The sequence below is a fragment of the Anaerocaecibacter muris genome (genome assembly GCF_943192945.1).
In the GTDB taxonomy this organism is placed as follows: domain Bacteria; phylum Bacillota; class Clostridia; order Christensenellales; family Pumilibacteraceae; genus Anaerocaecibacter; species Anaerocaecibacter muris.
In genome coordinates this window covers 56986-71813 of record NZ_CALPCE010000001.1, presented here as the reverse complement: position 1 = coordinate 71813, position 14828 = coordinate 56986, and the positions used below count along the sequence as shown (strand labels likewise).

The 14828-nt window shown below is 52.6% G+C and carries 3 protein-coding genes; 2 read left to right on the top strand and 1 reads right to left on the bottom strand.

Annotated elements, in window-relative coordinates; genetic code table 11:
- Window positions 1–3 precede the first annotated feature (3 nt).
- Entirely contained in the window at window positions 4–696 is a 693-nt protein-coding gene (locus tag NFR57_RS00260) for a potassium channel family protein (RefSeq protein WP_251181829.1), read from the top strand.
- A 324-nt stretch (window positions 697–1020) separates the two neighbouring features.
- Here NFR57_RS00260 and NFR57_RS00255 read toward each other — a convergent pair whose 3' ends face one another.
- Window positions 1021–12855, bottom strand: coding sequence for a glycine rich domain-containing protein (locus tag NFR57_RS00255; protein ID WP_251181828.1), 11835 nt, complete (start codon window positions 12853–12855; stop codon window positions 1021–1023).
- A 277-nt stretch (window positions 12856–13132) separates the two neighbouring features.
- Between NFR57_RS00255 and NFR57_RS00250 the strand changes: the two genes are divergently transcribed.
- Complete coding sequence (locus tag NFR57_RS00250; RefSeq protein ID WP_251181827.1) at window positions 13133–14827, top strand: PadR family transcriptional regulator; 1695 nt, start codon at window positions 13133–13135, stop codon at window positions 14825–14827.
- Window position 14828 lies beyond the last annotated feature (1 nt).

Sequence of the window (14828 nt, the reverse complement as noted above, 5' to 3'; positions counted from 1 at the left end):
AATATGAAGAAAAATCAGTATGTAGTGTTCGGACTGGGACGGTTCGGCGTCGCGCTCACAAAAGCGTTAAACGAATACGGCGCGGAAGTTCTCGTCGTCGATAAGGACGAAGAACTGGTAAACGAAATATCGCCGTACTGCACGCACGCCGTGTGCATGGACGCAACCGACGAACGCAACCTCGAACGTCTGGGCATAAACAACATGGACGTTGCAATAGTATGTATCGCATCCAACATAGAAGCGAGCATATTCATCAGCCTGCTGTGCAAGCAGATGGGCATACCCAAAGTTATATCCAAAGCGAGCGACGAAAAACACAAACTCGTGCTCGAACGCATAGGCGTGGACTCGGTGGTAATACCCGAAGAAGCCATGGGTGAACGCCTTGCCGCCGTGCTTGCCAAGCCCAACGTCGTGGAAATAATGACGCTTGCGGACAGCTTCCGCATGGTCGAAATTCGCACGCCCAAACGTTGGCAGGATAAAACACTTATCGAGTTGGACTTGCGCAACACCGAACATGTAAACATTGTAGTTATAAAACGCGGCGACGAAATAATTACCTCGCCCGCGGGCGACTGCAAACTGCTCGCCGACGACCTTATCGTCATAGCCGGCGCGATCGACGACATAAAGCGATTGAGCAACAAAGCTACGGGCAAAGTCGTCGCGGAAAAAATAGACATACTGTAATCGGAATACCTGCAATCAGAATTAAATCGACCTTAATATTCACTCCCCTCGCGTACACTGCGCACGCGAATATCGTCACGCTACATATAACGACAAACGATATAATGCCGCGCAAAAACAACGCATTACAGCGATTTAACGGCGTTTACGGCGACAAAGTTTATATATTCGATTATCTTGTCGAAATTTATCAGTCGCCTTATAAACGGCATTTAAATGCAAATACGATACATTGTAAAACCCCTCCGATAGAGCGTCGCTCATTCGGAGGGGTTTTAACGTGACTTTGTTGTCTTTACAAACGCGGGCGCAATCTGCCGCGGCTTACATATTATTGTCGCCGTCAACGGGCGGCATACCGTCGTTTATGTCCTGCGGCGGTGGCGCAAGCTCGCCCACAGCCTGCGACGGGTCGTTCATGCCCGCGCCGAGCATGAGGTCGGGCGTTTGCTCCATGGGCGCGCTTTGCAGGTAGCCGAAGCTCTGATAGTCGGTGGGCGACGGTCCGCCCGCGAGCTTCAACATTTGCTCCTCTATTTCCATTTCGGATACGAGCAACGCTTCGAGCTCCTCTCTTTCGCGCTTGCGCTTGCTTAACACCGCTATTATAATTATAAGGATTATCAACAGCAATGCTACCGCGCAAATAACGATTACCCAAACAAGTTTGTTGGATTCAAAGCTCACGCGCATGCGCAACCACAGACTGCCTTCGGGTAGATCCGTATTTTTGGCGACAAAGGTCAAACTTACCGGCGTGCCCGTTTCGTCGGTGACTTCCACCGTAATTTCGGACTCGCCGCGCGCCGCAAACGTGATATTGAGGTACCGTTTATCCTCGGACAGCGACACTTTGACAAGCGACGGAACCTTGGACTTGACGCTGATAAAGCGCAACGCCGTGCCCTGCGGGTCGTCCTCGTCGGAGAACAGTTGATACGCCTGCAACTTAATCGAGTTGGCGTCGTTAAGGTCGCGCAGAATATCGTCCGTTCTGTTATAGCGCACGAACGTTATCTCGCCGTATATAAGTTTGGGCGCTTTGTTCGCTATTATGTTAAGGAAGAAATGCTTGCTGTAAACCTTTGTCGGGTCGGAGATAAGCGAGTATCTTACATTTACTCTAATCGGGTCGAAAGTGACCTGCCGCCCCGCAGTGACCGTCCAAGTCGAAGTAGACCCGACGCGCTTGATTTCGGCATAATCGCCATCCGCGCCGTTCTGGAAATCGACATAAGTCAACGCGTAATATTCGGCTTGACTGAACGTATCGTTCTCGCCCGCACGCGCGCCGCCCAAGTCTATATCCAGCTTGTTTTCAAGCTCGGGCATGAGCGAATCGGTATCGAGCGTGACGGTCTTACAGCATGCGACGGTTACGGGATTGAGCGTGTCTTCCATTTCGTCGGGGCTGTACACGACCTGAACGTTGATACGGAACGTGGTGGTGAGCGTGTCGGGGTGAGCGTTAATATCGCCGTCGGCGACCGTAATTTCGACCGATCCGCTTCCGTAATAACCCATGATAGGCGTGATAACAAACCACTGGTTAAAGTCGTTTTTATCGTCCTTATCCTCGGGAGTAAGCCCCGCATCCTTGCGCGCGCGCAATAAATCCGCAGGCAACTGTTGCGGTATAGTGACCGTAAACAACGCCGACGAATCTACGGTCGCAACAGCATCGACGCCCTGATCGGCTACGGCGTCGTACATTTTGGAATACAGACTGCCGAGTTTGAGCGGCTGTTGCGAGAATACGCGCAGATATGTGTCCGACGACGCGCTGGGAATATCGCCCACAACGTCCGATTCGTTCTTATCCTCGACATAGTCGCCGATATAGCAAAGTATGCCCGACGGAGTAGCTTTGTCCGAACCCATCATAACGACGGACGTAGTTTCCATATCCTTCTTGACGGTAGGCGCATCGTTCATGACGGTTATATTAAGCGTGATAAACACGCCGCCTACCTCGTCGCTCGTAACTGTGTCCGTCGATCTGTCGGCTATGCGCAAGAACGTCCGCGCCGAAAGCGTGCGCGTGGTATCCGTTGCGACAATACGCAGCCCCGTTCTGTGCCAATTATCTTTGCCGAGCGGCTCGACCGTGGCGATTTCGCGTTTTTTATCGGGATCGTCGCTGGGCTGACCGGAAGAAGTGTCGTACCAATAAACCTGTTGCAGCTCGTTAGTAAGATACTTGTAAGGATAAATCTGTATGGCGGTCGATTCGGACACGCCCGCAAACACATAAGAATCGGTGTCCGCGGTCATGGACGTAATATCCTCGTCGATCATAAAGTCGTAAATATCGATATCGAGCGGCTGGCTGAATCTGACGCGCGCGTCAATGGAATAATTGCCCTCGGTATCGCGCAGGAAGGTATAGCCTACGCCCGTGTCCTCGTCGAACTTGGAAACTTCGGGGCGCGCGCTCGCCTCGCGGTTTTGCACCGTCAAGCGAATAACGGTGCGCGCCTTCTTATTCATTCTGTCAACGCCCTCCAAAACTATGGGGAAGCTGACCGACGAAGCATATCTGCCGTTGACAAGTTTATCAATTCTGCGATTGACGGTAATCGTGAGCGTTCCTTGTTCTTGATTTACGTCAATCGTAAACGCGCGCGGCTTGCCCTCGGACGCCGCCCAATCGAGCGAAGGGTCGTCCTTAATTGCCTCGGCAAGCACGGTTTTATATCCGTCGTCCGTAATAGGTTTGACTGTGACTATATCGCCCGCGTCCGAATCGGTAAACAACGCGCCGAACGGATTTTCGGGGTCGTGAATTTTAAACGTTATGCTGTCGCCTTTCGCGCCCGAAGCAAGCCAGTTTACGTCTTTGATTTCCGATTCCGCAAGATCGGGGTCGGTAACGGCGTTGGGCGCGGAATCCTCTACTTTCAACTTGAACAGCGACCCGGCGGACAGCACTGCGTCTTTGCGCGTATACGACCGCGAACCCAAATACTTCTCGACCTCGACGTACAACAAGATATTCTCGTTATCGAGCGTGGAGGCTTTGGGCGTAAACATAACCGCGGACCCGTCGGCAGTAAACTCGAAATCGACATACTTGCCTATTTCGGCAATGCGCGTCGCCGCGCCGCTCGACGTAAGCAAGTCGTTGCCGTTATACGATATTCCACCGATAAAATAGTCGCTGTAATCGCGGTTGTTATCGGTGTTCAGCCTAAACGTTTTTGTCGCCGCGTCCAGTTTGAACATGGATCTTAACGACGTGTCGGAAAGTTTTTTCCACTCGCCCGACTCGTTGCGATCGATAAACGCGTAAAGCCGCGCGGTATACGTCTGTTTATCGGTTTTTGAAACGTCGGGATCGACAATCGGCGACGACGTGTTGCCGTCGTTGCCCGTATTGCCGTCGAGTTTCAAATACGCGTACTTGGAACGTTCGGCATTGGCAGTGCTGTAATAACCGTCGTAAGACTTGACATTGACGACCTGCGATCCTTTAAGATAGCTCGTATATGCGCCCTCCGACATAGCCGAAACGGTCGGGTTTGTCATATCGGAATACAGCGTGTACACGCGCAAAGTTATAAGCAACGTATTGGCATAATCGCCGTTGCCGTAGTCCGCTATGCGGAACGTAAGCTCCTCGTAACCGCGATCGGAATCGGGGTTAAAGCCCGTCGCCGTCAAAGTGAACGACCGCTCGTCGGAAGCAACGCTTATATCGAAATAGTCGGCGTGATATACCCTGCTGTCGTCGCGTACAAGCGCAACGCCGTTGACCGTAAAGCTACCGTCGCGGTACAGCTTCATATTGGCTGTTTCGGACGTGCCGTCGGGGTCTTTTGCGACGTTTTGCATGTTGATCGTAAATTCGCGTTTTGCGGTTTTAAGGTCTGTAAAGCCCTCTACCGCAAACGTGCCCGCGCCGCTCGGCACGGTGAATATGCGATAAACGCCGTCCAAATAACCGTTTGCGCCCGATTCGGGTTCGAGTCCCGCTTTTTTAATCTGTTCGCGATCGGTCGCGTCGGAATAATCGAGCGCGACGGGCGGAGAACTGACTATCGTAATGTACAGCGTGCAACTTACAACGCCGTTTTCGCCGTCCGTCAAGGTTATGGTGACGGGCTCGTTTACGCAAGCGGACTGCGCGCGTATAACAAACGAAATCGGATGAGTCGATAAGTCGTCGCCGCTCTCGTGTTTGAGTTGGAAATCACGCGCGTCAACCCAAATTTTGGACGTTGCGGGGTTATTGTCGTACTTGATGTCGGTAATACGCAAACTCCACGGCGTGTCGTCGCTTGCAAGCGCAAGATAACCGAGATGAATATTCGGCTTTACCTCGCTCGTGCTGTCGTACACGATTTCGTCTTTAAGGCTGCTGTTAATATCCTTAAACTTCCAGTATTCGTCGCCCGTCGCGTTATTCTGACCGTCGCCGAGGTATACGCCCGAGCTTGGATTGGTGCGTTCGTCGAGATACGCCTTTGTCGCGGAATTGTTGTAAGCCGCAGAGCCGCCTGCAACGCCGCCGATAAACGCGTCGTAATAAGAAGTAAGCACGGTCAGATCGTCGCCCGCGCGCATTGTAAAGTTGCGCTTGGTCGCGGTAATGACGGGGGCTTGATTGGTGACATTGATTATAAACGTGAATTTGAGCGTGCTGCGCTCGAAACTGTCGTAAAATTTGAGCGTGAATTTGTAACGGTTGACGGCGACGCTCTTTTCCACGCCGTTTTCCTCAACCGTTTGCGTTGAACGTCTATGCACGGTAAACGATATATTGTTGGTGCTCGGCTTAACGTCGTTGCCCAAAACCGTGCCGCGCGGCGTTTCCATCCACATAGTGACGTCTTTGGTTTTGTCGGACATCAGCGACAAGCCGCCGCCGTCGCGGAAATACTTACCGTCCTTATCCATTGCGTAGTTATCCGCAATGTACGATTTGCCGTTAAGATATTCGTCATACTTGAACGGCGAATCGAGGTAGTCGCCCGTTTCGAGGTCTATGCCCTTCGCGTTCTCTTTAAACGTCTTTTCTGTGGCGAGCATATAATATCCGTTCTCGCCCTCGACGTACATGTTGGGGTCGGTAACAAGATCGTAAAGGTTGATGGTAACGCTGTTGCCAACCGCGAGGTTCATGGAATATTCGCGCCCGACAACCTTGCCGTTTTCTATAACCTCATCGCCCACGGTTTTGAGCGATGGATCGGCGTTGGTAACCGTAATGCGCAGTTCCACCGCGACGCACGCGCTGTCCATCCAGCCCGCGCCGCAGTTATCGTAAATAAGCGCGCGGAACGGATAGTAAATGCGCGACGGCTCCGCGGGATCGACGGACGCGTTGTCGTAAACAGCAACAAGCCCGCGCTTGGCGTATGCTTCCGCGACGTTCTCTTGCGTCAGCGCGCCGCCCACGATAGCGGGCAGAGCCACGGCGTTTATAAACGTCTGCCGACCGGACATGATGTTAAGCACCCTGCCCTCGTCGGACAGCGACACGTTGAAATAACTGCTATAACCGTCGGAACCGTTGGGATAAGAGTTGGATCCGTAAATACCGTCGTTCGGACAGAACGCGGAAGTAATGTTTTCAACGTCCGCCAAATTGCTTACGTCCACGCCGAAATAATTGGCAAGCGAGCTTTGCGCGGACTTGCTCGCGGCGGTGTTGACGAACTTCGTTTGATCGTCGTTAAGCGCCATAGCGCGGGTATATCCCGCCTCGCCCGACGTCCACTGCGACAACCGAGCAAACGAATCGGTAAGGAAGTACGCGCGGTCGCGATAATCTCCGTCGTGATAGTCTGCGTCGGTGTACGCTATCTTGTCGGCGTTTTTAAACTCGTCGGACGCGGCTTCGATATTGCCGTTGGCGTTCCTGCGCAACAGCGCGAACGAACGCGACGTCGCGGACGGCATTTCCACGTCGTAATAGTAGGTCGTGCCGTCGTACTTCAAGCCCGTTTCGGTGCCCGTGCCGTCGTCCGCATATAAATCCAACTTTGCGTTTTCGATGTGAATATTGACCGAAACGGTACGGTAATCGTCATCGTCGTTGTCCTCGGCATTCTTATTGCCTTTGGAACGCGCGAGCTTGATTGTAAGCGTCAAATCGCGCACGCCCGTGCGAACGTCTTTCTTTTTAAACACAAGCCCGAAGTTGTGTTCTTGCAACTGCGTCGCTTGATTTTCAAGATACATAAGCGTTCCGTTGCCGACGAAGTTATCGACATTGGCGGAATCCTGCTCGTATCCTATAAGCTCGTTATTGCCGTTTACCGTGGGAACGGAAAGACGGTTATTGTAGTACGGCGCGCTGTATTTATCTGTAAACTTACTCGCACTGCTCGTCGAGCCGTCCGCCGAATAATCGTCGAACGCGGAAATATCGATATACGGGTTTTTATCAATCGATTCGCCGTCAAAGCCCCAGCTCGTCGTGCCGTCCGAAATATTGAACACCAAATTTTTGTACGCGTCGATATTATTGCGCGAGTACGTTTTAACCGCACACTTGCGCATGTCGTAACCGACATAGTCTTCGAGGTACAAAACACTTCCGACAGTGTTCGGTTTAATACCGATAAGGTCTTCAATAAGTCCGAAGTAGCTCATAGGCACGTACACGTTTTTAGTCGTGTCGCTCGGAATTTCGATAACCGACGGGTATCGATACGCGCCGCTGTTTTCGTAATCCGCGGTAGCGGAATATACCGCACCCGAGTTTGTGCCCGCAAGCGTGTTATCGGCGCTGCCCGTCGCGCGAGTTTTTATCGTTTCCGTACCGCTACCGTCGGTAACAAGAACGTTCTTGCCGCTGACGGTGTTGTATGTGATATTCGTAACGTCATCGCCCGAACCGTAAACAGAGGTTTTGTCGCCGTCATACGTGGGAACGTAAGCGGTATTAACGTTATTCAACGCGTGCTCGACAACGTAATATCCGTTGTACGCCGAATATTCGTCTTTTGTACGGATACCGGTGCTCATTACGGTGTGATACACGGTCGTTTCCAGTCTGCCGACAACAGTCGCGTTACCGTTTCTGTCCGACGCGAACGCGGTATCCTTGCCCGCGGTGTCGCCGCCGACCGAGGCTTGATCGCGCACCGACAAAGTAATGCCCAAGCGGTCGTTAAAGCCGCGCGCCGCCTGCAAATGCAACGCCCAATCGGTAGCAATCCACCGACCGTTTTCGTCGAACCAGTCCGAAACTTGATCAATCCTCTTGCCGTTAAGCTCGTTCAAAAGCGTGTCGCGATCGACCCATTTACCGTTCAGCATGAACAGGAACCCGACATAGAACTGACTTTCGGGCAATGCCGCAATGTGATTATATCCCGTTTCCGTCTTTTGCGCGGTAAACACCGTGACCGCGGCGGGCGCGGTTGAGGACGAAAAATTGAGCGCCACGGCAACGGACGGCACGGCGTTTTCAAACGTCGCGCGCGAAATAGCTTGCGTTTTGTCCTCGGGCACGTCGAGATTTACATAACTCGTAACGTCCTTGCCGTCAACGGCGTTCTTAACTACCGTCACGGGCGAAAGCACGGTTGCGTTGTGCAATCCGTCGTAATCGTTGGAAATAAGTTTAATATCGCCGTCGGTCGCGCCGCGTTGGGCTTTGAGTTTTTCCGCCGCCGCAGTCGAGCCGACTATATATCTGTTGCGCGCAATATCGGCAAGGCTGGTCGTTTCGATAGCCCACAGCGGGTCTTTGCCGTCAAACCCGTTTTCGGGCGAAGCGTTGCGCACGGGTTCGGAGTTGACCACCTCGATACGCACAAAGCCGAGCGCCGAGCCGCCGTTGCCGTCGCTTACGAAGAAATAAACGTATACGCCGCTCTCGATAGCCTTTGTCGAGCTTACTGCCTTTGCGGACAGCTCGAAACGCGAAATAAGCGAAGCCGACACGTAATCGGACAGCGGTCTGCCGCTTGCGACGCCGTTGTCAGTCGAGAACTGCGCGGGAATTTCGGTAAACGAAGTGATATGCGAGTAAGCCTTGGCAAGGTCGGGTGTGTTTGCAAGGAACGTTCCGCGCGAAGTGATAAATTCGGGCGAATCGTCGTCGGGATCTATCATAAGACCGTCCGCGCCCTTGTTGCCGTTTGCGGAGAACAACGCCTCGCTTATCTGAATTTGTCCGTCGGAGTTTATAGGCGAAACGGCAAGTTCCGCGTAACGATTGACGTCCTTAACGCGCGGCGAGGTGTTGACAACCTCTATCATTATTCTCACGGGAATAACCGTGCCGCTATCGGTCGAAGCGTCGCCGTATCTGTCGCGCACCGCAAGCTCGATAATTGCGGGACGCGTCGTGCGCGTGTCGGCGGTAAAGATTAAAAAGTCCATGCCGAACGTGACGGAGCCTATCTGCACCGACTTGCCGTATTCGCACGAAATATAGCTGTCGGTGTTGGATTTATTGACAATAAAGTCGGTACCCGTAGGATTGTAGGTGTACGGGTCGGACGTGTCGCTCGTGCGCGTAAAGTATAGCTTGTCGAACCGAACGGTTTGATTTGCGTCGATAGCCGAGCTCGACGCAGTGCCGCTCGCCGTTCTGCTCACCTTGCCTACCGTATTGTTTTCGACCGCGAGCCGCTCGGCAAATCTTGTCAAGTACTCCGCCGAATACACCGATTTGTCGAACAAACCGTCGAACGCGGTGTTGTCGGACGACGCGGCGGCACTTGTGGAAAGCGTGCCCGTGCTCGCGTTATATCTGCCCGAAAGTCCGTTGAGCGTAAAACCGTTTGCCAAAAGCATAGCTTGCTCGCCGTGAACGGTCACCATGTCGGGATCGTAAACAAAGTCGTAAGGCGTTACGATAAACCGCGATCCGAGCGGAATTTTATACGTAAATGTGGGAGTGGTAACTCCGTTATCGGGATCGTATTCGTAAGAACTGCCCGCAGACGCATTGTCCGCGCTTTGGTACGTCGCAACCTTATCGGCGTCGGTTATTACGGTCGGCGCGGAGTTTGTAACGCGTATTGCAATATTTACGCCGCCCGACACTGACTTGCCCGAACTGTCCGCAATCAAAACATTGGCGTAAAAATATCTGTTCATGGTCGCCGATTTGAGCGTGATTTTTATGCCGTTAAACACGTAATAATCACCGTCGGCGGTCAACGTCAAATAGTTAAAGCCCATGCCCGCAACGTTACTTGTAGCATTGACTACCACGCGCCCGTTAAGATACGGGTCGGCGGCGAAATAAGTTTTTTCTATATATATAGGTATATACTGCGCTTTGAAGTAAACATTTTCGGCAACGCCGTTTGCAAACGTATAACCCGCAGAGCTAACGGACTTGACTATGGACTCGGGCGTGCACGCGCTCGTTATAGTCAAAAATTCATTGAGCTTTGCGCCGCGCCCCGTAAGACCGTTGGACGTGGAAAAACTGTCGCCGTCTATTGCAAGCGGTTTAAGTCCCGCGTCGGTCAACGCGCCCGTATTGTTGCCGTCCGCGTCCTCCGCTTTGTACTTGCCCACAACGTGCGATCCGTTGTAGTTTATAGCCATAGGCGCAAAGTAGAACGAATCGCCTTCGTCGCCCGCCGCCGTCGGGTACGCCGCGCTCGCGGACTGACCCGTAAGGTTATCGGTGCAAGTGCCCGAATTGGGCGAAGTTATAGCCGCAACCGGCGTATACGAAGTGTCTTTCCCTACCGTAAATGCAATAGGCAACCAAATTCCCGTATCGGACGGCTCGCGCAAATCCTGTATATTTATCAATAAATAGAAATGCCCGGGAGCGCCGCTCGCCCGCGCGGAAGTATACTGCGAAAAACTCGAACGCAACCCCACGACGTTAAGCGTTACGCCCGAATACGTGTAGCGCATAAACGCCTCGTTGGAAGTGTCCGTGCCGCCCTTTGTCGCGTTAAAAGCAATCGCCGAATTAAAGCCCGTCGCCCTGTCGGACATGCCGTCTTTTGACGTCGTGCCCGTTTTCGTTCCTATATTATAGTAAGACGTGTTGGGCGAAGCTACCGTAACGACGTCGCCGTATCTGTCCAGTTGCATAAACTCGTGCGACGGAACAATCACGTTGGTTATCTTATGCGAGGAAGTTGAAATCGCGCCGTCCGCATCCGAAAAATAGCTCGCCAAAGATAACGCCTTGGTTTCGCCTACTTTAAGATTGTAAATATTGCTCGCAGAATTGAGCACAGGCCGCGTATTGTCTACTTTAAAGACAATATTGATATTTATCGCGGCAACGTCCGCAACGCAGTTGGGATAACCCGATCCGTATGCGCTTGTTTTTTCCACGACATAAACAGTAGCGGGAACAACCTGCCACGTCGAATCGGGATTTATACAAGTAAACGTCAACTGTGTAAACGCGTTGGCAATCGCGGCTTTGGCAGACGTGTACGCCGTTACCTTGGAGCCTGCGTCAAGCTGATTGACCTTAAACTTGCGGTTTGCGTTGCTGTTTACAAACGCGCTCGTATTTGTCAGCGATACGACCGCTTGCGCATAAGTTCCGTTATAGTTGCTCGTAATCAAATCAGACGCGTTTATCGTGAACGACTGGTTAATGCGCAACGGCGATTTTGCTATAACGGTATAGATGTTTTGCCCGTTGGGATTGTAAATCGTGGAAGCGCTCGCGTCTTTTGCGGGAGCGGTTGCAGTATTGGATTTACCCAAAAACACAGCCGACGGCGACGTTATACTCGCCGTTTTTTCCGCTATTGTATTTTTATTGACAGTCAAATAGAACGGAATAACCGCCCATCCTCGCTGTTTTACGGCATTTGTACTATCCGATACAAACGTATCGCGCACTCGCGCGTATAGTGTAAGTCTGCCGTTTGACGTACAGCCGTCTACGCCGTTTCTCGGATATTTGTAAATCTTTGTTACGGTAAAATAGCTACTGCCGCTCCACGTCCAATCCATATATGAGTTAGCGACTTTCGTACAAGCGGCATCCAAAAACAAGCCCGTGTTGGCTGTAGTTGTAAACGAATCCAAATTGCTTGCAGTGCCGTTTGTAAACGCCAAAGCAGTGCCGCTCGCAGTCTGCGCAAAGTCGCTCGCGTATACCTTTTTGCCGGTAGTGGTATTATATGCCGTTCCGAGCGTCAAACCCGAAGCGATTGTCTGCGTTGTATTATTTTTAGCCGTAGGCTTTTGATTGACCGATACGACTGTTATACGCGCCTTGCCGTTGCCCGACTGCTCGCCGTTTTTTTGCGCGGTAGCGGTCATACCGCTTTTAAAATAACCCGCGCCGCCGCCGCCTACACCGCCTACACCCGCGCCGCCGCCGCCGCGATAACCGCCGCCGCCGCCGCCGCCGCCCGAAGTGCCGTGACCGCCTGCGCCGCCTTTACCGAAAGTTCCCGGATTTCCGTTTCCGCCCGTTTCGCCGCTTGTACCTGCCGCGCCGTATGCGCTTTGAGTTCCGCCGGTGGCGCCGGTATTACCGTTGGTTCCGCTCGATCCGCCGCCCAGCCCCAAACCTGCCGCACGGTTAAAGGACGTTCCGCCGCCGCCGCCCGCAACAATAAGGAGTTCAGTCGTATAACTTGCGTAATTATTAAGCGTTCCTCTATTGGTTGTAGCCATGTGAGTCGCGCCGCCGCCGCCGCCGCCTTCGTCGTTAGCGTCGTTATTCATTTCGCAACCGGAATTACCGCCGCCGTTATATCCGCCCGCCGCAGACGACGTAGGATTACCCCATTTACCTAACAAGCCGTCCGCACCCTTTCCGCCTATACATATATAAACAGTTGTAGTAGCGGAAAACGTTATATTTCCTTTCATGTAGCCGCCCAATCCGACGCCGGCACTGAAAACTCCGTTCTGATAGCCGCCGCCGCCCTGCGCGCCCCACACTTCCAAAGTATACGTACCTTTGGGCAACGTTATCGAGCGAACTCCGCCGCTGTAAGTAAAATCTATAATATCGCCGTTGAGCAGTGCGCCGAACGCCGTTTGATCGCCCGAGAGGTTTGCCGAAAGCGTGCGCGACGGCTGTGCGCCGCCGTTCACTTCGTTGTTCACTCCAACCCGCTTTGCCTGTTGCGTAAAGCACAGCGCGCACGTCAATACGAGCGCAACCGCGATAATCGCGCTGATTGCCGCTATCAAAAACTTTTTAGCCCGCGACGGGACTGTCAAGCTATCTTTTTTATGTTTCATCGTGTAACCTCGCTTCAAGCAAGTTGTTCGCCGACAAACGGCATTTTGTTAACAATTTGTTCACATTTATATGTGTATACAGTTAAATGTTAACATATTGTTCATAATTTGTCAATAATATTTGTGCAAATTTCGACTTTATCCCGCCTCTAATTATAAAAATTACGGACATAGCGGGTGTGTCGTTAAAGCGCGAATACCGTCGTTTGGCTAATTTGTGCAAAAAAACATTGACATAGGCATAATAGTATTGTATAATACGATACAGAGGTGAAGCATGGCTGAAAGCGATTTAATTCGCGGAAACGTTGATACCGTTATATTAAAGGTATTGTACGAAGGTGACCGTTACGGCTATGATTTGATCAAGCAAATCAATGCGCGCGGCGACGGTCAGTGGGAAATTAAGCAACCCACCGTTTATGCGTGCCTTAAAAGATTGGAAAAACAGGGGTTTGTAACGTCCTATTGGGATTCGTCCGAGTCCGACGGCGGCAGGCGCAAGTATTATTCGCTTACCGAAAGCGGCAAGGACGTGTTTATCCGTTACAAAAACGAGTTCGAACGCGCAACCGCGCTGTTCGGCGGCATTATTTCGGGGGCGGACAACCTGTTCATACAACCCGCGGACGATTATTCGGACGTCGAGGACGAGGGCTATTCCGTGCCCAAACGCCGCTCGGTCAAAAAACGCGACAAAAAGCGCGAACCTGTTTCCGAACAGGCGGAAACGGCGACGGGCTTTGCGGACAGTCAACCTATCGACGACGCAACCGCGTATAAAGCGCCCGAGTATGCCGAGCCGACGGAAGCTCCCCAAAATTTATTTTCGTACAGCGACGGCTATGCGGATAGCAACACCGCGCCCCGACAGGAATACGCGCAACAGAATTTATTTGCGTATGCGGATCAAATCGAGCAACCCTCCCCCGCGCAGGAGCGTGAGCAACCGAGGGAACAGGCTGTTATCGAAGAACCGCCCGCAACCCGCACCGCGCTCGATCCGCGGTCTATAATAGACAGATATTACGCGTCCGAAACGGGCGAAAGCTATTCGGACGTTCACGGCAAAACCGCGTATAACGTCGCGCAGGAAAGCGCGCCCGTAACGGCGCAACCTCCCGCGCCCGCACCTGCCGCTTCCGTCGCGCCCGCGCCCGTAAGGGTCGCGCCGCCCGCGGAAGTTGCGGAAAATATCAAACAGCCCGCTACTGCGGCACGCGACAACGCCGTTGTCGTCAAGGAAAACGCGCCCGCCGCGTTCGGCTTCGAGCAGGACGAAGAAAGCGAGGCGCGCAAAGCGTACAAAACGGTTCTGTCCGACCTCGTGGAACGGTTCGAGGTCGCGCCGCCCGACGTAAAAACCGACGCATACGACAATCGCGCGCAGGAGCAAGCCGCGGTCGGATCGGCAGTGCGCGAAAACCCCGAAGAAAAGCGTTTTATCAAGGTCACGCAAACGGCGCGCAGTATGGGCAACGAAGTGACCGTGCGCAACCACAACGATTCGGCAAAGCAGTACGCGCACAAGTACTACTATTACGGCAACAGGCTTATGATGACGCACTACACTATAATGTGCGCCGCCATGTTTATAATAGGGCTTACGCTGTTTCTCACCTTTTATTTGGGGCTGGGCATGCGCATGCGTTACGACTACTTGTTATACGTCGGCGCGGGGCTGTTGCCTATAATAATGTTCATAACGGCGGTCGGACGGTTCGCCGCCAACCCCGACAAAAAGAACAGGATAAACGTCAACTTCCGCTTTTCCACCATTATACGCTGTATAATAATGTTGCAAGTCGCGGTCGTGGTTTACTGTCTTAACCTTATTTGGGGCATGCCCGTCGGATTTTCGCAAGCATATATCCCCTCGCTTATAATCCCGCTCGCATACGCGCTGTTTATTCCGTTAAGCGAAGTGATATACATGTCGTTGTTAAAGTCGGAACGTTACGCGGTGGAGTAAA